Annotated in this window: 27 protein-coding genes; 14 read left to right on the top strand and 13 right to left on the bottom strand. The window is 66.7% G+C overall.

Annotation, left to right across the window (positions count from 1 at the left end; all coding sequences use genetic code 11):
- Positions 1-109: 109 nt before the first annotated feature.
- On the bottom strand, positions 110-277 hold the full coding sequence (gene rpmG, locus SIDU_RS15550; protein ID WP_007687342.1) for a 50S ribosomal protein L33: 168 nt from the start codon (positions 275-277) through the stop codon (positions 110-112).
- Between the two features lie 219 nt (positions 278-496).
- Between rpmG and SIDU_RS15545 the strand changes: the two genes are divergently transcribed.
- From SIDU_RS15545 to SIDU_RS15535, 3 genes are all read left to right on the top strand, one after another.
- A complete protein-coding gene (locus tag SIDU_RS15545) occupies positions 497-832 on the top strand; it encodes a hypothetical protein (RefSeq protein ID WP_007687340.1) in 336 nt (111 codons plus the stop codon).
- Positions 833-848: 16 nt separating this feature from the next.
- Positions 849-1,415, top strand: coding sequence for a TMEM165/GDT1 family protein (locus SIDU_RS15540; protein ID WP_025771115.1), 567 nt, complete (start codon positions 849-851; stop codon positions 1,413-1,415).
- 119 nt (positions 1,416-1,534) lie between these two features.
- Positions 1,535-2,026, top strand: a complete 492-nt coding sequence (locus tag SIDU_RS15535; RefSeq protein ID WP_007687336.1) for a Dps family protein — start codon at positions 1,535-1,537, stop codon at positions 2,024-2,026.
- 124 nt (positions 2,027-2,150) lie between these two features.
- Here SIDU_RS15535 and SIDU_RS15530 read toward each other — a convergent pair whose 3' ends face one another.
- From SIDU_RS15530 to SIDU_RS15505, 6 genes are all read right to left on the bottom strand, one after another.
- The gene (locus SIDU_RS15530) at positions 2,151-2,621 is read right to left on the bottom strand and encodes a GreA/GreB family elongation factor (RefSeq protein WP_007687334.1); all 471 of its coding nucleotides are present in this window, start codon (positions 2,619-2,621) and stop codon (positions 2,151-2,153) included.
- Positions 2,622-2,932: 311 nt separating this feature from the next.
- Entirely contained in the window at positions 2,933-4,759 is a 1,827-nt protein-coding gene (gene cobT / locus SIDU_RS15525; protein ID WP_007687332.1) for a cobaltochelatase subunit CobT, read from the bottom strand.
- Positions 4,759-5,544 (bottom strand): tyrosine-protein phosphatase, encoded by a 786-nt coding sequence (locus SIDU_RS15520; RefSeq protein ID WP_007687330.1) that lies wholly within the window; start codon positions 5,542-5,544, stop codon positions 4,759-4,761. The genes cobT and SIDU_RS15520 overlap by 1 nt, the downstream gene beginning before the upstream one ends.
- Positions 5,541-5,963 carry an OsmC family protein gene (locus SIDU_RS15515; RefSeq protein WP_007687329.1) on the bottom strand — a complete coding sequence of 141 codons (423 nt, stop codon included), beginning with the start codon at positions 5,961-5,963 and terminating at the stop codon, positions 5,541-5,543. The genes SIDU_RS15520 and SIDU_RS15515 overlap by 4 nt, the downstream gene beginning before the upstream one ends.
- A 1-nt stretch (position 5,964) precedes the next feature.
- Positions 5,965-6,972 (bottom strand): cobaltochelatase subunit CobS, encoded by a 1,008-nt coding sequence (cobS, locus tag SIDU_RS15510; RefSeq protein ID WP_007687328.1) that lies wholly within the window; start codon positions 6,970-6,972, stop codon positions 5,965-5,967.
- A gap of 140 nt (positions 6,973-7,112) precedes the next feature.
- Positions 7,113-7,730, bottom strand: a complete 618-nt coding sequence (locus SIDU_RS15505; RefSeq protein ID WP_007687327.1) for a J domain-containing protein — start codon at positions 7,728-7,730, stop codon at positions 7,113-7,115.
- Positions 7,731-7,774: 44 nt separating this feature from the next.
- Here SIDU_RS15505 and SIDU_RS15500 point away from each other — a divergent pair, with 44 nt between their 5' ends.
- The 3 genes from SIDU_RS15500 to SIDU_RS15490 are packed head-to-tail and all read left to right on the top strand — an operon-like array spanning position 7,775 to position 9,738.
- On the top strand, positions 7,775-8,062 hold the full coding sequence (locus SIDU_RS15500) for a BolA family protein (protein ID WP_007687326.1): 288 nt from the start codon (positions 7,775-7,777) through the stop codon (positions 8,060-8,062).
- A gap of 48 nt (positions 8,063-8,110) precedes the next feature.
- Positions 8,111-8,818 carry a glutathione S-transferase gene (locus SIDU_RS15495; RefSeq protein ID WP_007687325.1) on the top strand — a complete coding sequence of 236 codons (708 nt, stop codon included), beginning with the start codon at positions 8,111-8,113 and terminating at the stop codon, positions 8,816-8,818.
- Entirely contained in the window at positions 8,815-9,738 is a 924-nt protein-coding gene (locus tag SIDU_RS15490) for a pirin family protein (protein WP_007687324.1), read from the top strand. The genes SIDU_RS15495 and SIDU_RS15490 overlap by 4 nt, the downstream gene beginning before the upstream one ends.
- A gap of 122 nt (positions 9,739-9,860) precedes the next feature.
- On the opposite strand, the gene SIDU_RS15485 is transcribed toward SIDU_RS15490, so the two are convergent.
- Entirely contained in the window at positions 9,861-10,688 is an 828-nt protein-coding gene (locus SIDU_RS15485; RefSeq protein ID WP_007687323.1) for an MJ0042-type zinc finger domain-containing protein, read from the bottom strand.
- Between the two features lie 180 nt (positions 10,689-10,868).
- Between SIDU_RS15485 and ftsE the strand changes: the two genes are divergently transcribed.
- The 4 genes from ftsE to SIDU_RS15465 are packed head-to-tail and all read left to right on the top strand — an operon-like array spanning position 10,869 to position 13,730.
- The gene (ftsE, locus tag SIDU_RS15480; RefSeq protein ID WP_007687322.1) at positions 10,869-11,579 is read left to right on the top strand and encodes a cell division ATP-binding protein FtsE; all 711 of its coding nucleotides are present in this window, start codon (positions 10,869-10,871) and stop codon (positions 11,577-11,579) included.
- The gene (locus SIDU_RS15475; protein WP_007687321.1) at positions 11,579-12,493 is read left to right on the top strand and encodes a cell division protein FtsX; all 915 of its coding nucleotides are present in this window, start codon (positions 11,579-11,581) and stop codon (positions 12,491-12,493) included. The genes ftsE and SIDU_RS15475 overlap by 1 nt, the downstream gene beginning before the upstream one ends.
- Positions 12,490-13,020 carry a YdcF family protein gene (locus SIDU_RS15470; protein ID WP_007687320.1) on the top strand — a complete coding sequence of 177 codons (531 nt, stop codon included), beginning with the start codon at positions 12,490-12,492 and terminating at the stop codon, positions 13,018-13,020. The genes SIDU_RS15475 and SIDU_RS15470 overlap by 4 nt, the downstream gene beginning before the upstream one ends.
- Positions 13,021-13,034: 14 nt before the next feature.
- Positions 13,035-13,730: a lysophospholipid acyltransferase family protein gene (locus SIDU_RS15465; RefSeq protein ID WP_007687319.1), complete on the top strand. Its 696-nt coding sequence runs from the start codon at positions 13,035-13,037 to the stop codon at positions 13,728-13,730.
- Positions 13,731-13,737: 7 nt separating this feature from the next.
- On the opposite strand, the gene SIDU_RS15460 is transcribed toward SIDU_RS15465, so the two are convergent.
- The 3 genes from SIDU_RS15460 to SIDU_RS15450 form a co-directional block, all read right to left on the bottom strand.
- The gene (locus SIDU_RS15460) at positions 13,738-14,643 is read right to left on the bottom strand and encodes a prephenate/arogenate dehydrogenase family protein (protein ID WP_007687318.1); all 906 of its coding nucleotides are present in this window, start codon (positions 14,641-14,643) and stop codon (positions 13,738-13,740) included.
- Positions 14,643-15,740, bottom strand: a complete 1,098-nt coding sequence (gene hisC / locus SIDU_RS15455) for a histidinol-phosphate transaminase (protein WP_007687317.1) — start codon at positions 15,738-15,740, stop codon at positions 14,643-14,645. The genes SIDU_RS15460 and hisC overlap by 1 nt, the downstream gene beginning before the upstream one ends.
- A gap of 103 nt (positions 15,741-15,843) precedes the next feature.
- Positions 15,844-16,803, bottom strand: coding sequence for a 2-hydroxyacid dehydrogenase (locus tag SIDU_RS15450; protein ID WP_025771124.1), 960 nt, complete (start codon positions 16,801-16,803; stop codon positions 15,844-15,846).
- Between the two features lie 57 nt (positions 16,804-16,860).
- Here SIDU_RS15450 and metX point away from each other — a divergent pair, with 57 nt between their 5' ends.
- Positions 16,861-18,012: a homoserine O-acetyltransferase MetX gene (metX, locus tag SIDU_RS15445; RefSeq protein ID WP_007687313.1), complete on the top strand. Its 1,152-nt coding sequence runs from the start codon at positions 16,861-16,863 to the stop codon at positions 18,010-18,012.
- Positions 18,009-18,596 carry a methionine biosynthesis protein MetW gene (gene metW, locus SIDU_RS15440; protein WP_007687311.1) on the top strand — a complete coding sequence of 196 codons (588 nt, stop codon included), beginning with the start codon at positions 18,009-18,011 and terminating at the stop codon, positions 18,594-18,596. Before metX ends, metW begins: the two co-directional genes overlap by 4 nt.
- Before the next feature lie 114 nt (positions 18,597-18,710).
- On the opposite strand, the gene SIDU_RS15435 is transcribed toward metW, so the two are convergent.
- Both SIDU_RS15435 and SIDU_RS15430 read right to left on the bottom strand, forming a co-directional pair.
- Positions 18,711-22,439 carry an autotransporter domain-containing protein gene (locus tag SIDU_RS15435; RefSeq protein WP_233431842.1) on the bottom strand — a complete coding sequence of 1,243 codons (3,729 nt, stop codon included), beginning with the start codon at positions 22,437-22,439 and terminating at the stop codon, positions 18,711-18,713.
- Positions 22,440-22,678: 239 nt separating this feature from the next.
- Entirely contained in the window at positions 22,679-23,500 is an 822-nt protein-coding gene (locus SIDU_RS15430; RefSeq protein ID WP_007687303.1) for an SDR family NAD(P)-dependent oxidoreductase, read from the bottom strand.
- Positions 23,501-23,810: 310 nt separating this feature from the next.
- Between SIDU_RS15430 and SIDU_RS15425 the strand changes: the two genes are divergently transcribed.
- Both SIDU_RS15425 and SIDU_RS15420 read left to right on the top strand, forming a co-directional pair.
- Complete coding sequence (locus tag SIDU_RS15425) at positions 23,811-24,920, top strand: acyl-CoA dehydrogenase family protein (protein ID WP_233431841.1); 1,110 nt, start codon at positions 23,811-23,813, stop codon at positions 24,918-24,920.
- On the top strand, positions 24,913-25,788 hold the full coding sequence (locus SIDU_RS15420; RefSeq protein ID WP_233431840.1) for a class II aldolase/adducin family protein: 876 nt from the start codon (positions 24,913-24,915) through the stop codon (positions 25,786-25,788). The genes SIDU_RS15425 and SIDU_RS15420 overlap by 8 nt, the downstream gene beginning before the upstream one ends.
- Positions 25,789-25,819 lie beyond the last annotated feature (31 nt).

The raw sequence follows: 25,819 nt of genomic DNA, 5'->3' as shown, positions 1-25,819 counted from the left end.
GACCGGCAAACAAGGAAAGGCCCGTTCCCCCAGGGGGACGGGCCTCTTCGTTCGGGCAGCATGCGCCCGCGAACGCAAATGTCGTCAGGCGGCGCGAACCGCCCTCAGATCACTTGATCTTGGCTTCCTTGAACTCGACATGCTTGCGCACGACGGGATCATATTTCCGGAAGCTCAGCTTCTCGGTCTTGGTGCGCGGATTCTTCTTGGTGACGTAGAAGAAGCCGGTGTCAGCCGAGCTGACGAGGCGAATCTTGACGGTTGCTGGCTTGGCCATGGCCTTAGTCCCTGGTCGTGAATATCGTGAAAAAGAAGAGCGGCCCCAAATCTCTTTCGAGGAAGGGACCGCCCCGTTTCAGCGGTGCCCCATGAGGCAGATTCGGCCCCATGTCAAGGCTCGTGGCCGCAGCGCGGGGGCTGTGCTACACTTTACGCGGCCTTAACCCGCTCCGGTCTATCGGGGAGTTCGGAGTTACAGGACGGGGGAGTCTTCTCCATGCGACATGATCCGATGCTGGCCATTCTTGCCGATCTGCTGAGGCGGGTCGACGGGCTTGCGGGGGAACGGGGCCATGTATCGGTCGCGCGGCTGCGCGACGAGATCGACCGGATTCGCCATATCGCCCGCGCCTTCCACCTGGATGGGGTGGAAAGCCTGGCCGGCACCCTGCAATCGGCGCTGTCGCTGCAAGGGGCGGGGCCGGTCGTCATGTCCTATCTCGACCTGATGCGCGACGCGATCTCGGCCGAAATGCCGGCGGCGGCGGAGGTTCTGGCGATGCCCGTCGCCGCCAGGCCGGCGGTCGGGCCGGGCGCGCGCCTGACCGCCTGATCGTCCGGCCGGCCGAATGGATGCCTTGCTGATCGCGCTGCTCGGCTGCTTGTTGGCCGAAACCGGGGACAAGGGGCAATTGCTGGCGCATGCGCTGGCCGAACGCTTCCGGCGCGACGGAGCGGTGATCGCGGGAATCGTGGCGGCGGCGCTGGCCAATGCCGCCATCGGTGCGGCGGCGGGCGCCTTCATCGCGCCGATGCTGGGGACCGACGGGCGGCTGCTTTTCCTGGCGCTGGCGCTGATCTTCCTGGCGGCCGGCATGTTCTGGCCGACGAAACAGCCCGATCCTCTGGCGAACTGGCGGCTCGGACCCTTTTTGACCAGCGCGCTCGGCCTCTTCATCCTCGGCATCGGGGACGGCGCGCAGTTCCTGATCCTGGGAATCGCCGTGCGGACCGCCGATCCCTTCCTTGCCGCAGCCGGTGGGGCCATCGGCATCATCGCCGCGACGGTTCCCGTCATCCTGCTGCGCGGCCCGACGTTCAAGGCGCTGCCGCTGCGCGGCATCCGGCTGGGCGGCGGGGTGCTGGTGCTGCTGGCCGGCATGGCGGCGGCGGTGTCTGCGCTGCATCTCGCCTGATCGACTGGCTGCATCACACTGACCGGCATTATCCCGGCAAAAATCGCGGCATTTCATGGCACCATATCGGGCACGGATCATTATATGTCCGAAACCAAGTCCTTCAGCAGGAGCCAAGCATGACCTCCCCCGATCTCAAGACCCCGACGGACCTGCGCAGCAACGCCACCAAGTCTGTGGCGGAGGCGCTGAACGGCGTGCTCGCGGACAGCTATGCGCTGTATTTCAAGACCAAGAATTTCCATTGGCACGTGTCCGGCCCGCATTTCCGCGACTATCACCTGATGTTCGACGAGCAGGCGACGCAGATCCTGGCCACCACCGACCTGATCGCGGAGCGGGTGCGCAAGACCGGCAACACCACGCTGCGCTCCATCGGCGACATTTCGCGCCATCAGTCCCTGGTCGACAATGATGCCGATTATGTCAGCCCCGGCGACATGCTGAACGAACTGCGCGAGGATAATCTGAAGCTGGTGGAGTCCCTGCGCGCCGCGAAGGCCGCCGCCACGGAGGCGGGCGACAACGCCACGGAGGGCATTATCGACGACTGGACGGACGAAGCCGAGGAACGCGCCTGGTTCCTGTTCGAGGCCGGTCGCAACGGTTGACGGGAAAGCCCTCCGGTCGGGCCGGAGGGCTTGTTTTCCGGCAGCGTGCCGTGCTCCTGCGCAGGCAGGAGCCCAGTTCCACCGTCTGAACTGGGTTCCTGCCTGCGCAGGAACATGGGCGGGCTTATTCTTCTGTAATCGCCTCAATCGCCAGGATAGTGATCGCGCCCGGCTTTCCGGCGAAATCGACCGTCTCGCCCTCCTCCGCATCCATCATGGCGCGGGCCAGCGGCGCGGAGAAGGCGATGCGGCCTTCCGCCGGTTCGGCCTCATCATCGCCGACGATGTCGATCCGCTTTTCCCGGCCGTTCAGGCGGTAGGTGACGCGGCTGCCGAAGGCCACGGCCTCCGCATCCGGCACCGGCCGTAATTCCGCCGTCGCCAGCCGGGTCCGCCAGTAACGCAGTTCGCGCTTCAGCTTCTTCGCGTCCTCCTCGGCCATGGCTTCGGTCTCGACCGCTTCCAGCGCCTCCACCTTCTCCCGCGTCAGCCGCAGGCCCCGCGCCGTCACCCAGTTGGGACCGGGCGGCAGGGGGATCTCGAACGTGGGTTCCAGATGCTCCTCGTCACTCTCGCGACGGAAGGCGACGCTCATCACGCTCTCCTATTCGAACGTCCGTGGCGCCTCTACGCGCACGGATTCCAGGCCGTAAACTCATAAATGGCGCGTTCGAGGCGCCAAAATGGCGAACATATCGGGCCGAAATGCGCGCCGCGAAGGTTGGACACCTTTGCAAGCGCATTTCGGTTCGAGATGGAAGCCATTTTGGCGTCCTGCGGATTTGACCAAAAAGGCCCATCCCGGCGTCGAGAGGGCTCGAAATATCGACATATTCCCGCGCCCTCTCTCCTTGGGCTGGGCCTTTTTGCCTCAAACCTCGAACGCGCCATTTATGAGTTTACGGCCTAGTCTTCGTCGAACAATCCGGCGAGTTGTTCCACCATCGTGCCGCCAAGCTGTTCGGCATCCATGATGGTCACGGCCCGGCGATAATAGCGGGTGACGTCATGGCCGATGCCGATGGCGACGAGCTGCACGGGCGAGCGATTCTCGATCCATTCGATCACCTGCCGCAAATGGCGCTCCAGATAGGTGCCGCTGTTCACCGACAGGGTGGAATCGTCCACCGGCGCGCCGTCGGATATCACCATCAATATGCGGCGTTCCTCATTGCGCGCGATCAGGCGGCCATGCGCCCAGAGCAGCGCCTCGCCGTCGATATTCTCCTTGAGCAGCCCCTCGCGCATCATCAGGCCCAGATTCTTGCGCGCCCGGCGCCAGGGTTCGTCGGCCTTCTTGTAGATGATGTGGCGCAGGTCGTTCAAACGCCCCGGCATGGCCGGACGCCCGGCGGCCAGCCAGTCCTCCCGGCTCTGCCCGCCCTTCCACGCCCGCGTGGTGAAGCCCAATATCTCGGTCTTCACGCCGCAGCGTTCCAGCGTGCGCGCCATGATGTCGGCGCTGATCGCGGCGATGGAGATGGGCCGCCCGCGCATCGACCCGCTATTGTCGATCAGCAGCGTGACGACGGTGTCGCGGAACTCCGTATCCCGCTCGATCTTGTAGGAAAGCGAGCGCGTCGGATCGATCACGATCCGCGCCAGCCGCGCCGCGTCGAGCAGCCCTTCCTCCTGGTCGAAGTCCCATGACCGCGACTGCTGCGCCATCAGCCGCCGCTGGAGCCGGTTGGCGAGTTTCGTCACCGCCCCCTGCAGGCTCACCAACTGCTGGTCGAGGAAGCCGCGCAGCCGCAGCAGTTCATCCTCGTCGCACAGATCCTCCGCCGTCACGACCTCATCGTGAAGCTGCGTATAGGGCTTGTAGTCGAAACCCGGCGGCAGGTCGCCCATCGGCCGGTTGGGGCGGACCGGCATCATGCCTTCCTCGCCCATATCCTCCGCGCCTTCCTCGCTGTCGGCGTCGAATTCGTCGCTATATTCGGTTTCGCCCTCCTCGGTGTCGCCGCCCTGATCCTCGGCGCGCGCCTCCGCGAAGGCGTCGCTGTCGCCCGCCTGATCCTCGCCGCTGTCGCCGTCTTCTTGGCTCTGCTCCTCTTCCTCGCCCTCTTCCTGCGGCTCGGAATCGTCGGTTTCGGGCGGCACGTCGGCGTCGATCAACTGGAGATGCTCCAGCATGGCGGACGTCAGCTTCTGGAAGGCGCGCTGGTCGTCTATCGCCATGGCCAGCGCGTCCAGATCGGCGCCCGCCTTGTCCTCGATCCACTGGTCCACCATGGCGAGGCCCGCCCGCACATCCTTCGGCGCGGCCTGCCCGGTCAGCCGCTCGCGCACCTTGAGCGCCAGCGCGGTCGACAGCGGCACCTCGTCGGCGGAACGGGCGCGGCGGATCGGGTCGGATTTCAACTTCAGGTCCAGCGCATGGTTGAGGTTGGCGCGCACCCCCTCCATCGCCCGCGAACCGATCGCCTCCACCCGCGCCTGCTCGACCGCGTCATAGACCGCCCGCGCCGTCGCGTCGGCGGGCGCGGCGCTGTTGTGGACCTTCGCATTATGGTGCCGCAGCCGCAGCGCATTGGCGTCGGCATAGCCCCGCGCCAGCGCCACCTGATCGGCGGGCAGGTTGCGGCCGGGCGTTGGCACCTTGATTGCCTTGCCCGCCATATGCGGCGTGTCGGCGGTGAAGCCCACCTCCACCTCCGCGTCGCGGGCGATGGAGCGCGCCGCGCCGGACAGCACATCCTTGAAGGCGTCGAGGGGCGAACGGTCGGCCATCAGTCCAGCAGCATCCCGCGCATCGCATCCCGCGCCGCCGCGTCGACGCCCAGCATGCCGTTCAGATAGCCGTCCACGCCGCCATGGCTTTCATCCAGCGCCGCGAAGAAGGAATCCAGATAGGCGGCCTCCGCCCTCAGCAGCGGTTCGAGCATGTCGGCCCCCGCCAGCCGCATCCGCGCCACCAGCGTGTCGCGCTGCGCCAGCAGCCAGTCCCAATCGGCATGGGCGTTGGTCGCCAGATAATCCTGGACGATGGTCGGGCGCGGCACGCCCAGCGCCGCCAGGATCAGCGCCGCGCCGACGCCGGTGCGGTCCTTGCCCGCCGAACAGTTGATCAGCAACGGCACGCGACCATCCGTGATCCGTTCGAACATGGCGCGATAGGATGCGGCATGGTCCACCGGAATCATGCGATAGAGCGCGATCATCGTCCGCCGCATATCGTCCGCCGTGGCCCCCTCGCGCTGGAGCATCTCGCCCAGCAGGCCGCTGCTTTCGGTATAGTCGCGGCAGAAATAATCGACATCCGCCCCGTGCCAGAGCGTGGGTTCGGCCGTTCGCTCATTGCCGCGGCGGAAATCGCAGATCGCCCGGATGCCGAGCGAGCGGAGATGGTCCGCATCCCCGTCCGTCAGCAGCGCCATCGTGCCCGACCGATAGAGCATGCCGCGCTTCACGCAGCGCCCGTCGGCCGTCGCATAGCCGCCGAAGTCGCGCAGGTTGAACGCGCTCTCCAGCGGCAGGCGGCCTTCCTCCGGCGTCAGGGCGGCAGGTTCGCTCACGGCCTCTCGCCCTCCCCGACATAGGGCACGGCGATGGTTTCGATCTGCGTTTCGACCTCGCTCATCAGCTTGTGCACCGGGCATTTCGCGGCGACGGCGATCAGCCTGTCATGCTGTTCCGCGCTCAACGGCCCGGAGAGCGCGATGCGCGTCGTCAGCTTGTAGACGCCCTTGCGCTCCTGGCTGGCGTCGCGGACCACGCCGACATGGATGCCCTCCACCGGAATGCCGTTGCGCTGCGCATACCAGAGCATGGTCATCGCCTTGCACGCGCCCAAGGCCGAATCGTAGAGGTCATGCGGGTCCGGCCCGGCGTCATGGCCGTCCGGCGCCGACATGTCCGCGATCAGTTCATGCCCTCTGATGCTGATCCGATGGGCGGTCCCGCCATCCGGGTCGATCCGTTCGACGACGATCACGTCACGCCGCCCGGTGCGCCACGCTTTCGGGCAGATCCTTGCCGAAGACGCGCTGATAATATTCGGCCACCAGCGGCCGTTCCGCCTCATCGCATTTGTTGAGGAAGCTAAGGCGGAAGGCGAAGCCGACATTCTTGAAGATCAGCGCATTCTGCGCCCAACTTATCACCGTGCGCGGCGACATGACGGTCGAGATGTCGCCGTTGATGAAGCCCTGGCGGGTCAGTTCCGCCACCTTGATCATATTCTCGACTTCCTTGCGGCCGCCCTCATGATCATATTCGCCGGACTTGGCCAGCACCACCTGCGCCTCGGTCGCGGCGGGCAGGTAATTCAGCGCCACCACCAGGTTCCAGCGGTCCATCTGGCCCTGGTTGATCTGCTGCGTGCCGTGATAGAGGCCGGTCGTGTCGCCCAGGCCCACGGTGTTGGCGGTCGCGAACAGGCGGAACCAGGGATTGGGCCGGATCACCCGGTTCTGGTCGAGCAGCGTCATCTTGCCGTCGGTTTCCAGCACGCGCTGGATCACGAACATCACGTCGGGGCGGCCGGCGTCATATTCGTCGAACACCAGGGCCACGGGCCGCTGCAACGCCCAGGGGAGCAGGCCTTCGCGGAATTCCGTGACCTGCTGGCCTTCCTTGAGGACGATGGCGTCGCGCCCGACCAGGTCGATGCGGCTGATATGCGCGTCCAGGTTGATGCGGATGCACGGCCAGCGCAGGCGGGCGGCGACCTGCTCGATATGGCTGGACTTGCCGGTGCCGTGATAGCCCTGCACCATCACGCGGCGGTTATAGGCGAAGCCCGCCAGGATCGCGAGGGTGGTGTCCGGATCGAAGACATAGGCGGGGTCGAGGTCGGGAACCCGCTCGTCAGCCTCCGAAAAGGCGGGGATCTTCATGTCGACATCGATGCCGAACATTTCGCGCGCGTCGACTTCGCGGTCGGGCGATGCCAGCAGCGTTTCGGCGCGGGTATCGGGCTGGACGTTCGGGATGTCGGTCATTTCTCTTGTCTCTTCGAGCGGCTGGTCGGCACTGCCCTAACCATCAGGGACAGGCATGTCGATAGAGTGGGGCCTTAACGTGCCGGGATCAAGCAGCCCATTCGGCCAAATTGGCCTGCTGTCCGATCAACGCCGGGCCTTCAGGCAAAGGCCTCCGCCTTGCGCAGAAGCTGATAGGCCTCGATCACCCCCTGCAACGACGCCTCCTGGCTCCGGTCGCCGCCATTATGGTCGGGATGGAAGCGCCGCAGCAATTCGGTATAGCGCTGCCGCAGCGCCCGGCGGTCGGCATCGATCGGCAGGCCCATCACGTCCAGCGCCCGGCGGTCGTCCCGCGAGAGGAATTTCCCGTCCTGCCGCATCCGGCTGTCCGCCCGCGCCTTCGCCACCCGTTCCTTGAACCGGGCGCCGATGGCGTCCAGCGGATCCTGGAAATCCGACCATTTGGGCGGCGGGCTGGCGGCGTTGGAGGAAAAGGCCCGAGTCTCCCGCTCCCATCCCGCATAGGGGCGCTGGGCGGCGGCGATCTCCTCCGGGCTCATGCCGGTGAAGAAATTATAGCCCTGGTTGAATTCGCGCACATGGTCCAGGCACAGCCAGCGCCAATTCGGCCCCTCCCGGTTCGATCCGCTTCCTTCCAGCGGCGGCGCGCGAAATTCTCCCGGCTCCTCGCAGCCCGGAACCGCGCAGGGGCGGTCGCTTTCCACGCGGCCGTGGAAACGGTTGAAACGACGGGTCGAGAAGGGATCGCTGGCCAAGATTGTCCTGATGCAACTGCGGGCAAAGGGCCTATATAGGGGCCATGACCGAGATTCTGAAAGGCCCTGTCGCCACCGAAATCGAAGCCCGGCTGCGCGCCGCCCTGGCCCCCGAACGGCTCGCCGTGATCGACGACAGCGAGAAGCATCGCGGCCATGCCGGGCATGACGGATCGGGCGAAAGCCACTTCACCGTGGACATCGTGTCCGACCGCTTCACCGGCCGGAACCGGGTCGCCCGCCAGCGCCTGGTCAACGCCGCGCTGGCCGACCTGCTGCGCGACAAGGTCCACGCCCTGGCGATCAAGGCCCGCGCCCCCGGCGAAGCGTAACCATAGCGCCGCTCAAGCGTTGTGCCGCCATCCAAGGAGGCGCAACCCATGGCCTATGATTTCTGGTACTGGTCAACCATTGCCGGACGCGGCGAGTTCGTGCGGCTGACGCTGGAGGCGTGCGGCATCCCTTATCGCGACCGCGCCCGCGCCGACGGCGACGAAGCGCTGATGGCGGACATGGAGCGGCACGACGCCGGCCCCGCCTTCGCGCCGCCCTATCTGGTGACGGACGGGCGCACCGTGGCGCAGACCGCCAACATCCTGTTCTACCTGGCCGAACGGCACGAATGCGGACCCGCGGGCCTCAAGCCCCGCTATTGGCTCGCGCAGGTGCAGCTTACCGTCATGGACATGGTGGCGGAAGCGCATGACGTGCACCATCCCCTCGGTCCCGACCTATATTATGAGGAGCAGAAGGCCGAAGCGCTGCGCGCCGCCCACGGGTTTCGCGCCCACCGCATCCCCAAATTCCTGACCTATTTCGAACATGCGCTGAGCGCCGAACCGGGCGAATGGCTGGCTGCCCAGCGCTGGAGCCATGCCGACCTGTCGCTGTTCCACCTGGTCGCCGGGCTGCGCTATGCCTTTCCGCTGCGCATGGCGACGCTGATGCCGTCCTTCCCGCGCCTTTCCGACCTGCATGACCGGGTTGCGGCGCTGCCCGAATTGCAGGATTATCTGGCAAGTGACCGGCGCCTGCCGTTCACCCGAGAAGACGTCTTCCGCCATTATCCCGAACTGGACGCAGCATGACCCCGCCCGAATCCATCATCCAGAACGATCCGATCATCCAGACGATCACGCCGACCAGCCATAATCTGGGCGATTTCCGGGTCCATCGTTCCCTGCCGGCGAAGGAACGCACCATGGTCGGCCCCTTCATCTTCTTCGACCAGGCCGGTCCCGCCCGGATCGCGCCGGGACAGGGCGTCGACGTGCGCCCGCACCCGCACATCAACCTCGCCACCGTCACCTATATGTATGAGGGCAGCTTCCTTCACCGCGATTCCCTGGGCACGGAGCAGTTGATCGAGCCGGGCGCGGTGAACCTGATGACGGCGGGCAAGGGCATCGTCCATAGCGAGCGGTCGCCGGACGAGGACCGGGCGAAACTGTCGAAGCTCTCCGCCATTCAAACCTGGCTGGCGCTGCCCGACCGTTATGAGGAGATGGACCCGGCCTTCGAACATGTCGGCGAGGGCGGCCTGCCGGTCATCGACGGCGGCCATGCGCGGGCTCGCGTGATCATGGGCAGCCTCTGGGGCCAGACCTCGCCCGTCACCACCTATGCGAACACCATCTATGCCGACATTCAGCTTGCCCCCGGCGGATCGGTCCCCATCGACGCGGATGCGGAGGAGCGGGCGATATACGTCTCCGGCGGCGACGCGGCGCTGGACGGGGTGATGCTCCAGCCGCAGACGCTCTACGTCCTGCGCCCCGGCATCCGGGCGACGTTGATGAGCGTGGACGGCGGCCGCGTCATACTTTGCGGGGGAGAGGCGTTCCGGACGCCTCGCCATGTCTGGTGGAATTTCGTGTCATCCTCCACCGACCGCCTGATGCAGGCCCGCGAGGATTGGGAAGCCATGCGCTTTCCCCTGATCCCCGGCGACGACCGGGAATTCATCCCGATCCCCCAGGGGCGGCCGAAGACGGTGAGCTATCCGTGAAGGGGCCTCGCGCTCCAATAATGCAACGTGCTCCTGCGAAGGCAGGAGCCCAGTCCCCCGTCTGAACTAGGCTCCTGCGTTCGCAGGAGCACGGCTCGCTTATACGCCCGGTTCTCCGCAAATCACTGCACGAAGGTCAGCGACAGATTCTCGGCATTTTTCGGGATGTCGATCCGGCTTTCGTTGATCGACGCTTCCTCGCCCGGCTTCAGGCTGGTCCGGTCGGCCTTGGTGGTCCAACTGAACACCAGCCGGTTCTGCCGGTCGCGCAACTGCACCAATACGGGCGGCACGGGCAGCACCTGCTTGCCGCTGTTCACGATCCGGGCGCCGAAGGCGAAATATTCCTCCCCGGTCGGCAGCTTGCGCCGCTCGGCGGGCTTGGAGAGATAGAAGAGCAGGTCGGGATCGCCTTCCTCCGGCACCAGTCCCAGATTGACCGCCCAGCCAGGCGCGCCGAAATACCAGAGCGCTCCGCCGGCCGCGCCGACGGCCAGGCAGAAGGCGAGCGCGGCATAGGTCCAGATCTTCAGCCGGTTGCGGCGCGGCTTCGCGGTGGCCGGTTCGGGTTCGGCCCAATCGTCGCGCGCATCCGCTTCGGCGCGCCCGTAAACATCGTCGAAACGATAGTCCGGCCTGGCCGCTTCCGGGGATGCGGCCTGCGCGACCGGCTCGGACTCCTCGGGCGCCGCGACAGGCTCGACCGTCGGCGCGGCAGGCTCCTCGACTGGAGGAGGGGGCGGCGGAGGGGGCGGCGCGGGGGGAGGCGGCGGTGCCGCGACTTCGGGCATGCCGGAAGTCGCCAGCGCTTCCTCCCGCGGGGCGAGCGCGGCGCCCTCCTGGAACCAGCTATGCTTGCAGGCGGCGCAGCGAACCTGGCGGCCGTTCGGGCCGACGGCGCTGTCCGGCACGATATAGCGCGTGGCGCAATTGGGACACACCAGGATCATGACGCTTCATAGGCATGAGTTGGATTCGAGGGCAAGCGGCTTCAAGCATGCCGCCAGCATGGACCGCGACTCGCGGGAACAGGCCGGGTCGGCCTCGGATGGGCTTTACGGCCGCCCGTCCGCTGTGCCATGGCTAGAGGCTCGGGGAAGCAGGGAGCGCGCAGGCGCTGAAATTGACGCATGTCGGCCATCGTCCAGTTCGAAAATGTCGGCCTGCGCTATGGTCTGGATAGCGAGACGCTGTCCGACGTCAGCTTTTCGCTCGCCAGCGGCGGTTTCTATTTCCTGACCGGCGCGTCGGGCGCGGGCAAGACGTCGCTGCTGAAGCTGCTCTACCTCGCCCAGCGGCCCAGCCGGGGCGTCATCCGCCTGTTCGGGGAGGATGTGGTGACGCTGCCCCGCAAGCGCCTGCCCGGCTTCCGTCGCCGCATCGGCGTGGTGTTCCAGGATTTCCGGCTGGTGCCGCATCTGTCCGTCTATGACAATATCGCCCTGCCGCTGCGCGTCGCCGGCCTGGCGGAAGGCGAGATCGACGCGCCGGTGAGCGAGATGCTGAGCTGGGTCGGCCTGGGCGACCGGGGCCAGGCGCGCCCCGCCACCTTGTCGGGCGGGGAGCAGCAGCGCGTCGCCATCGCCCGCGCCGTCATCGGCCGCCCGGAGATATTGGTGGCGGACGAACCGACCGGCAACGTCGACGCCGACATGGCCCGCCGCCTCATGACCCTGTTCGAAGCGCTGAACCGGCTGGGCACCACTATCGTCGTCGCCACCCACGACCTGCCGCTGATCGCGCAGGTGGGCAGCGCGCAGATGATGAAGCTGGACAAGGGCCGCCTGTCGGACCCCACCGGATCGCTGCGCTACCCGCCCCGGCCGCAGGCGGCCGGCTAATGGCGTCCTCCGGCGCCATGGGCAATCGCCGCGCCGCCGCCGCCGCGCGCCACCGGCTGCTGCCGGAGGGGAGGGTTGCCGGCCCCATGCCCTGGATCATCGCCATCATGATGTTCCTGACGGTGTTGTCCGCCGCCGCCGGCCTGGGCCTGGGCGCGGCGGTGAAGGCGATGGGGGCCGACCTTGCCGGGCGAGCGACGGTGCAGATCGTCGAAGCCCATGCCGAACGGCGCGAGCGCCTGAGCGCGGGCATAGCCGCCGCGCTGCGCAAGGACGCGACGGTCCGCGCCGTCCGCCCGGTTTCGTCCGCCGCGCTTGCGGAGCAGATCCGCCCCTGGCTGGGGCAGGATGCGGCCAGCGGCGACCTGCCGATACCGGCGCTGATCGACATCGAACTGACGCCGGGCCAGACGGACGGGAAGATCGAGCGCCTCCGCCGCCAGCTCCGCGCCCTCTCGCCCAAGGTCCGCATCGAACCCCATGCCGCCTTCCTCGCGCCGCTCGCGGGCCTGCTTTCCGCGCTTGGCTGGCTGGCGGCGGGCATCGTCCTGCTGATGACGCTGGCGACCGGCGCGGTGGTCGTCCTCGCCGCCCGCGCCGCGCATGACAGCCATCGCGGCACCATCGACGTGCTGCACCTGATGGGCGCGACCGACGTGCAGATCGCCCGGCTGTTCCAGCGCCGCATCGGCCTGGACGCGCTGTTCGGCGGCGCGCTCGGCTTTACCTGCGCCTTGCTGGTGATCCTGCTGCTGGGGGCGCGGCTGATGGCGACGGGATCGGAACTGCTGAGCGCCGTCCAACTGCCATGGACAAGCTGGGTCGCGCTGGCCGCGATACCCATGGGTTGCGTGCTGCTGGCGCGGATCGCGGCGCGCTGGACGGTGTTGCGGTCGCTGGGGCGGCTGCTGTGATCGTCCGCTTCATCGCCGTCACGCTGCTGGGATGGATGCTGGGCTTCGCCTGGTTCGCGATTTTCCTGCCGCAGCCGCTGGACGGCCGCCAGACCGACGCCATCGTCGTGCTGACCGGCGGGGCGGGGCGCATCGATCGCGGCCTTGCCCTGCTTCAGGACGGCGCGGCCAAGCGGATGCTGATCTCCGGCGTGGACCGCTCGGTCCGCCCGGTGGAACTGGCCGCGCAATATAAGGTGCCTGAACGCCTCTTCTCCTGCTGCATCACGCTTGGCCGCGAGGCCATCGACACCCGGTCCAACGCCATAGAGACCGCGCACTGGCTGGAACGCCGCGACTTCAAGACGGTGCGCCTCATCACCACCGACTGGCACATGCGCCGGTCCGCGCTCGAACTGCGGCAGGCCTTGCCGGAACGGGTCACGCTGGTCTACGACGCCGTGCCCAGCCGCCCCAGCCTCACCATGCTGGCGCGGGAATATAATAAATATCTGCTGCGCCGGGCGGCGGCGCTTATTGGTATCTGAACGGTTCACCCGGAATGCTGACCGCGCTGCGATCCCTCGCCTTCATGTCGATCTTCTATCCGGGGTCGCTGCTGTTCGTCCTTGCGGCCATGGCGGTGGATCTGGTCGCGCCCCGCTCCATTCCCCGCGTCGCCACCGCCTGGAGCCGCTTTCATCGCGGCTGCGCGCGCTGGCTTCTGGGGCAGAAGGTGCGGGTCGAGGGAAGGTTGGAGGACGGGCCCTATCTCTACATCCTCAAGCATGAATCGATGTTCGAGACGATCGACCTGCTCTGCCTGCTGGACCGTCCGGCCATCGCCGCCAAGCGCGAGCTGTTCGACATTCCGCTCTGGGGCGGCATCGCCCGCCGCTATGGCCTGATCCCCATCGAACGCAGCGCGGGGGCGAGCGCGCTGCGCGCCCTGCGCGCCGCCGCCAGGGCGACGACGGCGCAGGGCCGCGCCATCTGCCTCTTCCCCGAAGGCACCCGCGTCCCCCATGGCGAAAGCCCGCCGTTACGCGCCGGCTTCGCGGGGCTTTATGTGCTGCTGGGCCTGCCGGTGGTGCCCATCGCGGTCGACAGCGGCCGGGTCTCGCCGCGGGGCAAGTTCATGAAGCGCAGCGGCACGATCACGTACAAGGTGGGCAAGATCGTTCCGCCCGGCCTGGATCGGAACGAGGCCGAGGTCCGCGTCCATGCAGCGATCAATGCGCTGAACGAGCCTTTATAGGCTCTATTTAATGCGAACGCCCGAAGTCGGGCTTGGGATCATCCTGTCCCTGTTCGATGATCGAGCGCCGGATCGCCCGCGTGCGGGTGAACAGGTTGAACAGCGCGTCCCCGTCATTCCAGCGGATCGCCCGCTGCAAGGCCGACAGATCCTCCGAAAAGCGCTGGAGCATCTCCAACACCGCATCCTTGTTCGCCAGGAACACGTCGCGCCACATGGTCGGGTCGGACGCGGCGATGCGGGTGAAGTCGCGGAAGCCGCCGGCGGAATATTTGATGACCTCCGACTGGGTCACATCCTCCAGGTCGCTGGCCGTGCCGACGATGGTATAGGCGATCAGGTGCGGCAAATGGCTCGTCACCGCCAGCACCAGGTCGTGATGCGCCGGGTCCATCGTCTCGACATCGGCGCCCACGCGCCGCCACAGTTCGGCGACGCGCTCCACCGCCGCCGGATCGGCGTCGGCGGGCGGCGTGACGATGCACCAGCGGCCCTGGAACAGGGAGGCGAAGCCCGCCTCCGGCCCGCTATTCTCGGTCCCCGCGACGGGATGCGCGGGAATGACCTTGCGCCCCGGCAGCGCCGCGCTCAACTGCGCCAGCACGTCGGCCTTGCAGGAACCCACGTCGCTGACGATCGCCTCGGCCGGCAGGTCGTCGGCAATCTCCGCCGCCGCCGCGCCCATGGCCCGCACCGGCACGCACAGCACGACCAGATCGGCGTCCATCACCGAAGCGCCCGCCGTATCGGTCACGTCGTCGGTCAGGTCGATGGCCCGCGCCACTTCCCGCACGCCCGCGTCGGCGTCATAGCCCGTCACCCGCACCGTCGGCATATATTCGCGGATCGCCCGCGCCAGCGAGGAACCGATCAGCCCCAGCCCGATGATCGTGATCCGCGTAAATGGCAGCATCAGGCCGCTTCCGCCATGGCGCGCAGCTTGGCCGCGACCTTGCGCACCTGATCCTCCGTGCCGATGGTGATGCGCAGGCCATTGGGCAGCCCCTGCCCCGGCAGCCAGCGGGTGGCGAAGCCTTCGTCCCACAGGCCCTTCATCGCGGCCTCCGCGGTCAGCTTGCCGTCGAACAGGATCAGCAGGAAATTCGCCTTGCTCGGCACGGCGCGCAGCCCATGGTTGGACAGCGAAGCCACTTCGCCCGCCAGCCATTCGCGCCATTGCCGGTTATGCGCCCGGCTCGCCTCGACCCAGGCGGTGTCCTGGACCGCAGCGACCGCCGCCGCCTGGCCCGCCGTCGTCACGTTGAACGGCGCGCGGATGCGATGCAGCACGTCGATCACGTCGACGCTGGCATAGCCCCAGCCGATCCGCTCCGCCGCCAGCCCGTAAATCTTGGAGAAGGTCCGGGTCACGAAGACGTTGGAGGCATTCTTCGCCAGTTCCAGCCCGCCATCATCCTCTTGCCCGTCCAGATATTCGGCATAGGCCTGATCCAGCACGAACAATATGTCGGGCCGCAGCCCCGCGTGCAGCCGCGCAATTTCTTCACGCGACGTCATGGTGCCGGTCGGGTTGTTGGGATTGGCGAGGAAGACGACCTTGGTCTTTTCCGTGACCGCCGCGAGCAGCGCATCCACATCGGTCGCATAGTCGGCGTCCGGCGCGACCACCGGCGTCGCCCCCACGCGCCGCGCCGCGATGTCGTACACCGAAAAGCCGTAACGAACGTAGAGAATCTCGTCCCCCGGCCCGGCATAGGCGCTGGCGGCGATATGCAGCAGCTCGTCCGATCCGGTGCCGTAGATCACCCGCGCCGGGTCCAGCCCATGCGCCGCCGCAATCGCCTCGCGCAGCCTGGCCGCGCCCGGATCGGGATAGGTGGCGAGGTCCGCCGTCGCCGCCGCCAGCGCGGCCCGCGCCGCGTCTCCGGTGCCCAGCGGATTTTCATTGGCGGACAGCTTCACCAGCGGCCGCCCGTCATCGGCGGCCGACTTGCCGGGCACATAGGGCGAAATGCCGAGAATCCAGTCTTTGGGAGCAGGTTTTGTCATGCGCCGCGCTTTAGCGCCATCGAAGCCAAACGCAAAGCGCTTGGAGGGCGACAAGGCGCCGAATGATGTCGCCCTGTTCCTGCCTTCGCAGGAACAGGAAATATTACACCACCGGCGTCAGCAGCGGCTCCCCCGCCGCCCAGGCATCCAGATTGGCCAGCACCAGGTCGGCCATGGCCCTGCGCGTCTCGACGGTCGCGCTGCCCTGATGCGGTTGCAGCACCACATGGTCCATGCCGAGCAAGGCTTGGGGCACATGCGGTTCGTTCGCGAAGACGTCCAGCCCCGCGCCCGCGATCCGCTTTTCCGCCAGTGCCGCCACCAGCGCATCCTCATCGATCACGCTGCCCCGGCTGATGTTGACGATCACCCCTTCCGGACCCAGCGCGTCCAGCATCGCCGCATCGACCAGCCCCCGCGCCTCCGGCCCGCCGGAAGTGGCGACAATGATCACGTCGCTCTCCCGCGCGAAATCCAGCGGATCGGCCACATGGCGATAGGCCGCGTCCGCCGCGGGCCGCCGGTTGTGATAGAAAATCTCGCCCGCCACCGGCTCCAGCCGCCGGGCTATGGCGCGCCCGATCCGGCCCAGCCCCAATATCCCGATCCTTCGTCCTGTCACCCGCCCCGAAAGCGCCGGCTTCACGCCCCGCGCCCAGTCCCCGGCCCGCACCATCCGGTCATTGGCCGCTATATTGCGCACCGTCGCGTATAGCAGTCCCACCGCCAGGTCGGCGACGTCATCGGTCAGCACGTCCGGCGTGTTGGTGACGCGGATGCCCTTCGCCCGCGCATGATCGACATCGACCTTGTCATAGCCGACCGAAAACAGCCCGATCATCTCCAGCTTCGGCAGGGCGTCCATGATCGCGGCGGAGGCCCCGACCGAACCGAAGGACACCAGCGCCCGCGCCTCCCGCGCTTCCGGCGGAAGCGCGTCGGGATCGGCGTCCGCCGCGACGGCATGAACGACAAAGCGCCGCGCCAGCGCCTCGTCCAGATAGGGATAGAGCGCGCCATAGGCGACGATGGGTATGGAAGGATGGCCAGTCATGCCCGCCATCTAGGCCAAGGGACGGCCGATTGACAGAGCCCGGCCCCGGTCCTAGCCCGAAGCGATATGGCCAGCGCGTCCTTTCCCGATGACAACCGTTTCGGCCTGCGCCGCCAGGCGCGCCTGCCCGGCCCGCTGCGGCTGGACAGCGGAGCCGCGCTGGGGCCGGTCGACATCGCCTATGAAACCTATGGGCGGATGGATGCGGACAGGTCCAACGTCATCCTGATCTGCCATGCGTTGACGGGCGATCAATATGTCGCGTCGGCGCATCCCGTCACCGGCAAGCCCGGCTGGTGGTGGCGCCTGGTGGGGGAGGGGAAGCCGGTCGATCCCGCCCGTCATTTCATCGTCTGCGCGAACGTGATCGGCAGTTGCATGGGCTCCAGCGGGCCCGCCAGCATCGATCCCGCGACCGGCGAGCCGCATGCAATGCGCTTCCCGGTGATCACCATCGCCGACATGGTGCGCGCCCAGGCCATGCTGCTCGATCATCTGGGCGTCGACCGGCTGCGCGCCGTCATCGGCGGCTCCATGGGCGGGATGCAGGCGCTGAGCTGGCCCACCCTCTATCCCGAACGCGTGGAAAGCTGCATCGTCATCGCGTCGACCGCCCGCCACAGCGCCCAGAACATCGCCTTCCACGAAGTCGGGCGGCAGGCGATCATGGCCGATCCCAACTGGCGCGGCGGCGATTATTATGCCGACGGCGCGATCCCCAGCGCGGGGCTGGCGGTGGCGCGCATGGCGGCGCACATCACCTATCTGTCCGAAGCGGGGCTGACCGAGAAATTCGGGCGGCGGTTGCAGGGGCGCCCGGAAAACCCCAACGGGTCAAAGACCTTCGGCTTCGACGCCGATTTCCAGGTGGAATCCTATCTTCGCCACCAGGGGCTGAGCTTCGTCGAGCGGTTCGACGCCAATTCCTATCTCTACATCACCCGCGCCATGGACTATTATGACATAGCGGAGGATCATGGCGGCAGCCTGGCCAGGGCCTTCGCGGCGTCGAAGGCGCGCTTCTGCCTCATCAGCTTCGACACGGACTGGCTCTATCCCACGGCGGAGTCCCGCCTGATCGTCCATGCCCTCAACGCCGGCGGCGCGCAGGCGAGCTTCGTCGAACTGTCCAGCCCGTTCGGCCATGACGCCTTCCTGCTGGAATGCCCGGAACTGAACCGCGTGGTCGACGGCTTCCTGACGGGCGGGCGCGCATGACCCTGCGCCCGGACCTTGCCCTGATCGCCCGGACCGTCACGCCGGGGGCGAGGGTTCTGGACGTTGGCTGCGGCGACGGCGCGCTGATGGCGGCGCTGCGGGATGCGAAGCAGGTCGACGCCAGGGGGTTGGAGATCGACCCGCGCAATGTCGCCGCCGCCGTGGGCCGGGGCCTTTCCGTGGTGCAGGGGGACGCCGACACCGACCTTGCCACCTATCCAGAGGCCAGTTTCGATTATGCGATATTGAGCCAGACGCTCCAGACCACCCGCCGCCCGGACCGCGTGGTGGAGGAACTGCTGCGCATCGGCAGGCAGGCCTTCGTCTCCTTCCCCAATTTCGCCCATTGGCGGGGGCGGCTGTCGCTGTTCTGGGGCGGGCGGATGCCGGTGACGCGGCTGTTGCCCGACACTTGGTATGACACGCTCAACATCCACCATGTCACGGTGGACGATTTCCGCGCCCTGGTGAAGGATCGCGGCTGGACCATAGACGGCCAATGGTTCCTGAAGGGCGACCGCGAAACCACCCATGCGAACGCCAATCTGTTCGCGGAACATGCGGTGTTCCTGCTCAGGCGGTGAAAACCCTTGCCTGATTTCGGCCGCCAAAAGTTGAATTGCGCGAGCCGTGGACCGGGTACGATGGGTTCTCCCCCAGCAAAACCCGTAAAATCCGCCTTCTATTCTTCTGCAAGATCAAAATTGCCAGTTCAGGCCTGCCTGAAGCTGATGATTTTGCCCGCTACGCGCAATCGCGCCCCGATACCCCAGATCGATCTGCAACCGATCGCGTATCGCGCCATGCAGTCGCAATTCGCTGATCAGACTGTCGCGTGCGATCGGCAGGCCGCTGACCGCGAAACGCTGGCCGTCAAGGCCAGCCTGAACCACCGGCAGTTGATCTCCGAAAACATGCTGCCAGCCCGCCGACGCGCGCACCGCGAGCCGAGCGCTTTCCACAGCCAGATCGAGGTCGCCGCGCGTGCCTGCGGTCGCGTAGCTGGTGCGCAGGGAATCCGCCTCCAGTTGCAGCGCCGCCGCCGCGCCGCTTTCCTGCCCGCGACCGACATCCAGCCGCACATGCGCGATGCTGGCGAAGGGTTCGATCGATCCCGCCGCCGTCTCGATGCGATAGGCGGTCTCCCCGAACATCTGCGCCGTCGTTGCGCGATATTGCGTGGCGACGCCATCTGCAAAGCCGGAAAAACGCACGGATCGCTGGACCGCGACATCCTGCCAGGCAAAGGCCAAGCCGCCGCGCAACGCCACCCGACCCAACGTCCCGCCGCCGTAAAGTCCGGCGTGGTAGCTATCCACATCCGCCTGCCCCTGTCCCCTCATCCGATCGCGGTTGTGCCCGCCGACCATGCCAAGGCGAAAGCTGCCGTCGGGTGCCTGAGCCTCGATGCCCATCAGCCCGCCCGACGAACTTTGGTCGAACCGCGCGGCATTGCCGTCGCTGCGCCAATGGCTCCAGGCGTCGAGCGCCTGTCCCCAATAGGTCAGCCCCGGACGGTCCGGAATGGTCCCACGCAATCGGTCCAGCGCCGCATCGCGCGACAGGCTGCTGTTCTGGATCAACGCGGCACGCAGCGAGGCATGAAATTCACCGGACAGTTGATCGAAGGCCTTGCGCGCCATTTCGGCGTCGCTCATCAACACGGCGTCCTGCACCTTGCTGCCCGCCGCCATCCTCTCCAGCGCCGCGCCGGTCGCCTGCTGGTTGGAGGATGCGGCGACATCGCTGAACCGGACATCATTGCGATCCAGCCTCAGCCTCACGCTGTCATGGCCATAGCGCAGCGTAGGCGTCAGGAAGGCATAGGTGGACGTGACCGCGTCGAACCGGCCCTCCACGCCGCCTTCTGCGAGCAGGATGACATAGGTGGAACTGGGCCGGTAATTGCCGTTGGCGCCGATATGGGCGACTGTGCCGCCGAGCGTCGCCACGCCGGTCACGATGATCGCATCCGCCGACGTGCCGAACGGATCGACCTCCACCTCATAGCGGCTTCCCGGCGCGAAGGTCAGATCTCCCTCTACGTGAAGCTTTGCGATCCCTGGACCGGGCGCGATCCTGCCGCCCGGAGCGACCCGGACGGACCCCAATGTCCCGCGGCCGGCCAGCAGCGCGTTCGCCTCCACGGCGATCTGGCCGCCCAGCTTTCCGTCGACGATCAGCCGTCCGGACTGAAGCTGGGTGCCGCCGGTGAAGCCGGAAGAATCGCCATCGAGGGTCAACGCGCCGCCGCCCGCCTTGATGAACCGCCCGCTGCCGCCGATCCGGCCGGAATAGCGGCTGCTGATGGTCTCCGCGAACTGGAGTTCCGTGCCCGGCCGCAGGTCGGCATTGCCGGTAAAGCGGCTCGCGGCGGTCGCCAGCCGCCCCTCTTCCAATCGCCAGTCGAGCGTGCTGGGGCCGGTGAGCGTCAGCACGCCGCTGCCCCTTTTCACCATCGTCCCGGCATTCCCGTCGAGCGCCCGGATCGAGCCGGAGAAACTGCCATTCTCCCGCTGGTCGAACACCAGCGTCGCCGCATTGCGGACATTGCCGCGAAGCGCGCGGGCGTTGCCGACCAGCGTGCCCGCCTCGACCTCGGTATCGCCCGCATAGCTGTTGGCGCCGGACAGGATGAGCGTGCCCGCATCGCGCTTGACTAGGGTTGTGGCTCCCGACAGGGGCGCGGCGATTTCGGCGGTCAGGCTGGAATCCCAGACGCTGCCCGCGCCGACGCGGATGACCGTGCGATCCCCTCCCGCCAGTGTCAGCGTGCCTCCCGACAGGACATAGCCGCCGGTCGCGAATTGCAATCCGCCGGTTTTTACCGCCCCGGCGCTATTATCGATCAGCACCTGTCCGCTATTGCCGGTGAAGATCGCAAAGCCATTGGCCTTTCCGGCCTCGTTTACCGTCCCGTCCTGCCTGGTCCAACTGAGCGTGCCGTTGCGCCAGACGCCGGGGCCGCCGTCCACCCGGCCATTGCCATAGCGGGTCGGGTCGCCGCCGTCCCAGAATTGCAAGGGGTGCGCCGCCGTACCGGAAAGAAGATTAACCTGCCCCACGGTTGCGGTCTGGATCGAAAGGCTGTCGGCGGCTTGACCGGGCGGCAGGGCACCGATCTCCAGCCCCCTGTCGGTGAGCTGGCCGCCATAGCTGATGAGCCGATAAAGCCCTTCACCCAGCGGCGCGCCGTTGGCGACATGCAGCGTGCCGTCCAGCGTCAGATCGCCCGCCACATCGAACAGCGCCGGATCTTGCGTCGTTCCGAAACTGGCCTCTGTGATCGAACCGGCGCCAAGTGCAAGACTTCCCATATGAAGCGTCGCACCGGCCCTGCCTGTCAGGCGCCCGCCCGTGGCGATCTCCACGGCGCCGACCTGCCCGTCGCCGCTCAACATGCCGTTCGCGCCGACATGGAGCGTGCCGCCCAGTGCGCCATCGACCCGCAGCGCGCTGTCGGCAACCTCGGTTCGCCCGGAGAATGTGGACTGGCCGGTCAGGACGAGCATGTTGGTTCCCTTGACGTCGAAACGGCCATTGCCCGAAAGAGCGTAGGGATAGATGGTTTCCGTTCCCGTCCCCTCGCCCGCGTCGAAGGTCAGCCGTCCCGCCGCGCCTATCTCGACATTGCCGCCAAAGCCGGCCGCGCGGGCCACAAGCGCGCCTTCCTCCACCCGCCAGTCCAGATTGTTGCTGCCGCCAAGGGTAAGCGCGCCCTCCCCCCGTTTGATCATGAAGCCCCAGAAGCTGAACAGGCCGCTGACGCCCCCGGCAAAGATTCCGTCCTTATTCTGATCAAAAATGACGGTGCCGCCATTTTCCAGATTGCCGCGGATCGAATCCGTGTTGCCGATCATCGTGCCGCCATCGACGCGGGTATTGCCCTGATAGCTGTTCGCGCCGGTCAGGATGACCGTGCCGAAATCATTGAAGAACACGCCGCCGTTGCCGGTCAGTTCGGCGTCGATCCGCGTGGTCGCCCCTGCCGTCGAACGGATCGAGCTATAGGCGCCGCCATCGAGTTTCAGTTGCCCGCCGACGAGGCGATAGCCGTCCGTCAGAAAATGCATGCCGGTGACCGCCGGCATGCCGCTCCCGTCGTCGATCGTTATCGTGCCCGCCTGGCCCTGAAAAACGGTGAAGGCGGGCACGGGCCGCATCGGACCATTCACCGTGCCGCTGCTGTCGGTCCAGTTCGGGTCGGTGGCGCTCCAGACGCCCGAACCGCCGTCGATGACGCCATTCTCGCGCTCGGCCGGATCGCCGCCATCCCAGAAGCGCAGCGCCGGTTGCGCTTCGGCACTGTCGGGCAGCACCATCAATCCGCCCACGACCAGCGCCGCGATGCTGTCGCTCGCCAGTCGTCCTACCTTCGATACCGATTGCGCAATTGCTCCGCGCCGCCCTTCACCTCGCATCGGCATAACCCCTTCATCAAGCAGGCATTTTTATAGCCTCCTGAGGTACTGCAGCGACGCAATCGCTTTGCGCCATTGCGTTGTCAATCTGCGGGGGAGCGATGGGGCGCTCGCCGAACTCGCCGCCAGGGCGGCTATCCTGCCCTCATCGCGGAACGGAGAGGCGAAGAAGAATTTGACGAGTTCGGACAGATGCGGAAGCTGTTTGACATCAGATGCCGCTCACCTGCGACGCTGAAGCGGTTTTAAGCCAGACTTTCCTCGCCCACTCTATAGCGTTCCGCGACCTGCCCGGACCGCGCGGCTTCCATGAATGCGAGCCGGGCCGCCTCAAGCGCCTCCCATATGCCGGTCTCCGCGACCGTCGGCGTGGTGACCAGTTCGCCCGCATCCAGACCGGCAAGTGCTGCATCGACCAGTTGTTCGGCGGTCAGATAGGAATCTTCGGGAAATACGCTTTCGCTGACGCCGGCGGCCGTAAAGAATTCGGTGCGGATAGGACCAGGCTGGACCAACTGTATCCGAATTGCTGTGTCGGCATATTCGGCCTGAAGCGATCGGGTGAAATTAAGCACATAGGCCTTCGATCCGCTATAGGCGGCGGCGCTTGGAGACGGGCTCAGCGCGATGATCGATCCGATATTGACCAGCGTGCCCGCGCCGCGCGAACGGAAGCCCTCCAGCACCGCATGCGACAGGCGCGAGAGCGCCGTGATGTTCAGCCGCACGACATTCTCCACCCGGTCGGCGGATATGGCGGCCGTCGGCCCCAGCCCGCCGGCTCCGGCATTGTTGACCAGCAGGACGGCGTTTGATTCGCGGACCAGCGCCTCGACCCGGGCAAGGCTTTCCGGCTCCGCCAGGTCCGCCGTCGCCGTCTGGACCTGCACGCCGTGGCGGTCGCTCAATTCCTGCGCTAACTGCCTCAGCCGGTCGGCGCGGCGCGCCACGAGCAGCAGGTCATGGCCGCGCGCCGCCAGCCGATCGGCATAGACCGCTCCTATTCCCGAAGAGGCGCCGGTTACAACCGCTACGCCTGTCGCATCGCCACCCGCTTGTCCGACCATATTGCCAAGTCCCATTCCTAGAGCGCTCGAAAGCCGCCTCGCCAGTCCATTGGACCCATCGCCTCTCACGGCTCCGCAAATGGTTCAAATGAGAAAGACAAGACTTTCGGTTTGCATTTCTCAATTTCGGCCGCCCGTCGAGGCGGTGTAGGGTCGGCATGAATAATGTCACCCCCGCTTCCTGCATCGGTCTTGGGGAAAGCTGGCATCCACTGGTTGGCCGCAGGAGTTAATGATGGCGACAAGGGCGATATCCGCCGCTGATGATGCAACCGGCCCACGCGCGACGGGCGCGACGGTGGAGCCTCGCGTGCTCGACTGGATTCGCGACGATTTCGCCAGCCGCGCGGCGGATCACGATATCGATGGATCCTTCCCGTTCGAGAATTTCGCTATCCTGCACAAGCATGGATTGCTGTCTGCGGCCCTGCCGGCCGATCTGGGCGGAGGCGGCGCCGATCTGGCCCGGCTCGCAAAGATCGTGCGCGCAGTGTCTTATGGCGATCCATCGACCGGCCTGGTGCTGGTGATGCAATATCTGTTCACCGCCCAGTTCGCGCGCGGCCGGAACTGGGCGCCTGGCCTGCGGGAGAGAGTCCTGCGCAGCGTCATCGACGATGGGGCGCTCGTCAATGGCCTGCGCGTCGAGCCTGACCTGGGCACGCCGGGGCGGGGCGGCGTGCCCGCCACGGTCGTGCGCCGTACCGCGGCGGGATGGGTGCTGAATGGCCGCAAAATCTATTCCACCGGGGCGCCGGGCCTGAAATGGATGTCCGTATGGGCGGCCACGGACGAGGATGAACCGCGCATCGGCGGAGTACTTGTCGATTCCGCTACGCCCGGCGTCCGCATCGAGCCGACATGGAACCATCTGGGCATGCGGGCGACTGGCAGCCATGACGTGGTGTTCGAAGATGTCCGCATCCCGGACGATCAATTGTCTGCGCTCGTGCGCCTGCAGGACCAGCATCTCCTGCTGGATGCCGAATTCCAGTTGCGCAACGCCCTCCTGATCTCGATCGTCTATGACAGCGTGGCCCATGCCGCCCGCGACTGGTTCGTTTCCTGGCTGCAACAGCGGGTTCCCACAGCGTTGGGGGCGCCCCTGTCAACATTGCCGCGCTTTCAGGAATTGGTGGGCAGGATCGAGGCCCTTCTCTACGCAAACAGGCTGTTGCTGGAACGGTCGATCCACATGCCCGATCCGGCGGCCGCCGGTACGGTCAAATATATCGTGACCAACAATGCGGTGCAGGCCGTTCAACTGGCAATCGATGCGATCGGCAATCCGGCGCTTACCCGCGCCCATCCGCTGGAGCGGCATCTGCGCAATGTCCTTTGCAGCCGGGTCCATATGCCGCAGGACGATATTGTCCTCACCGGATTGGGGCGAGCGGCTTTCGCGGCGACGCATGGCTGAAGCAGGCGGCGTGATGGCGAGCCAGCCTGGCGAAGCGCCAAGGGGCCGGCCACAAGACCGGCCCTGGAATCCGCCGAGCCGGGGGATCGACCAGGCGCTGCGCGACGGGCAACGCCTGCGTTTCGAGGTGCCGCCCGATCGCGCCGATCCGGCGGAGGAGCGGCTGCACCGCAAACAGCGTCTCGCCGCAACGTTCCGCCTGTTCGCGCGCTACAACCTGTCGAGCGGCATCGCGGGTCATGTCACCGTGCGCGATCCGGAACTGACCGATCATTTCTGGGTCAATCCGCAGGGCGTAAATTTCTGCCATATCCGGGTATCGGACTTGCTGCTGGTGGATGATGGCGGCCGGGTCGTCGAAGGCGGCGGCGCGCTGAACGAAGCGGCCTATGCCATTCATGCCGCGATCCATCGCGCGCACCCCGGCGTCAATGCGGCCGCGCATACTCATTCCTTCTATGGCAAGGCCTGGTCCACAACGGGAAGGCTGCTCGACCCCATCAGCCAGGACGCCTGCATGTTCCATGACGACCATGGCTTGTTCGACGATTATGGCGGTGTCGTACTGGACCAGACCGAAGGCGACAGGATCGCTGCCGCACTCCGCGGCCGTAAGGCGCTGATCCTGCAAAATCACGGGCTGCTGACGGCGGGCCGCTCGATCGAGGCGACGGCCTTCTGGTATCTGGCGCTCGAACGCGCGGCGCACGGGCAGATCGTGGCGGAAGCGCTCGGAAAGCCACGGATCATCCCGGCGGAGGTGGCGGCGCAAACGGCGCGCATGGTCGGCAGCGAAGCCGTCGCATGGATGTGCTTCCAGCCGGAATGGGACATGCTGGTTCAGCAGGAACCCGACTTTCTGCTCTGAGCGTGCGATAGCGACCACCGCTCCCCCTGCT

Origin of the sequence: Sphingobium indicum B90A, assembly GCF_000264945.2 — a bacterium.
Taxonomy (GTDB): Bacteria; Pseudomonadota; Alphaproteobacteria; order Sphingomonadales; family Sphingomonadaceae; genus Sphingobium; species Sphingobium indicum.
The sequence above is the reverse complement of the archived record's forward strand: the minus strand, read 5'-3'. Positions and strand labels throughout refer to the sequence as shown.

Coding starts and splice junctions, on each gene's coding strand:
- SIDU_RS15495 (WP_007687325.1), top strand. CDS start 8,111: ATGGCCTATGATTTCTGGTACTGGTCAACCATTGCCGGACGCGGCGAG.
- SIDU_RS15435 (WP_233431842.1), bottom strand. CDS start 22,439: ATGCCGATGCGAGGTGAAGGGCGGCGCGGAGCAATTGCGCAATCGGTA.
- SIDU_RS15465 (WP_007687319.1), top strand. CDS start 13,035: ATGCTGACCGCGCTGCGATCCCTCGCCTTCATGTCGATCTTCTATCCG.
- SIDU_RS15450 (WP_025771124.1), bottom strand. CDS start 16,803: ATGGCGGGCATGACTGGCCATCCTTCCATACCCATCGTCGCCTATGGC.
- hisC (WP_007687317.1), bottom strand. CDS start 15,740: ATGACAAAACCTGCTCCCAAAGACTGGATTCTCGGCATTTCGCCCTAT.
- SIDU_RS15430 (WP_007687303.1), bottom strand. CDS start 23,500: ATGGTCGGACAAGCGGGTGGCGATGCGACAGGCGTAGCGGTTGTAACC.
- SIDU_RS15475 (WP_007687321.1), top strand. CDS start 11,579: ATGGCGTCCTCCGGCGCCATGGGCAATCGCCGCGCCGCCGCCGCCGCG.
- SIDU_RS15530 (WP_007687334.1), bottom strand. CDS start 2,621: ATGAGCGTCGCCTTCCGTCGCGAGAGTGACGAGGAGCATCTGGAACCC.
- SIDU_RS15500 (WP_007687326.1), top strand. CDS start 7,775: ATGACCGAGATTCTGAAAGGCCCTGTCGCCACCGAAATCGAAGCCCGG.
- cobS (WP_007687328.1), bottom strand. CDS start 6,972: ATGACCGACATCCCGAACGTCCAGCCCGATACCCGCGCCGAAACGCTG.
- SIDU_RS15490 (WP_007687324.1), top strand. CDS start 8,815: ATGACCCCGCCCGAATCCATCATCCAGAACGATCCGATCATCCAGACG.
- SIDU_RS15420 (WP_233431840.1), top strand. CDS start 24,913: ATGGCTGAAGCAGGCGGCGTGATGGCGAGCCAGCCTGGCGAAGCGCCA.
- SIDU_RS15540 (WP_025771115.1), top strand. CDS start 849: ATGGATGCCTTGCTGATCGCGCTGCTCGGCTGCTTGTTGGCCGAAACC.
- rpmG (WP_007687342.1), bottom strand. CDS start 277: ATGGCCAAGCCAGCAACCGTCAAGATTCGCCTCGTCAGCTCGGCTGAC.
- SIDU_RS15485 (WP_007687323.1), bottom strand. CDS start 10,688: ATGATCCTGGTGTGTCCCAATTGCGCCACGCGCTATATCGTGCCGGAC.
- SIDU_RS15460 (WP_007687318.1), bottom strand. CDS start 14,643: ATGCTGCCATTTACGCGGATCACGATCATCGGGCTGGGGCTGATCGGT.
- SIDU_RS15535 (WP_007687336.1), top strand. CDS start 1,535: ATGACCTCCCCCGATCTCAAGACCCCGACGGACCTGCGCAGCAACGCC.
- metX (WP_007687313.1), top strand. CDS start 16,861: ATGGCCAGCGCGTCCTTTCCCGATGACAACCGTTTCGGCCTGCGCCGC.
- cobT (WP_007687332.1), bottom strand. CDS start 4,759: ATGGCCGACCGTTCGCCCCTCGACGCCTTCAAGGATGTGCTGTCCGGC.
- metW (WP_007687311.1), top strand. CDS start 18,009: ATGACCCTGCGCCCGGACCTTGCCCTGATCGCCCGGACCGTCACGCCG.
- ftsE (WP_007687322.1), top strand. CDS start 10,869: ATGTCGGCCATCGTCCAGTTCGAAAATGTCGGCCTGCGCTATGGTCTG.
- SIDU_RS15545 (WP_007687340.1), top strand. CDS start 497: ATGCGACATGATCCGATGCTGGCCATTCTTGCCGATCTGCTGAGGCGG.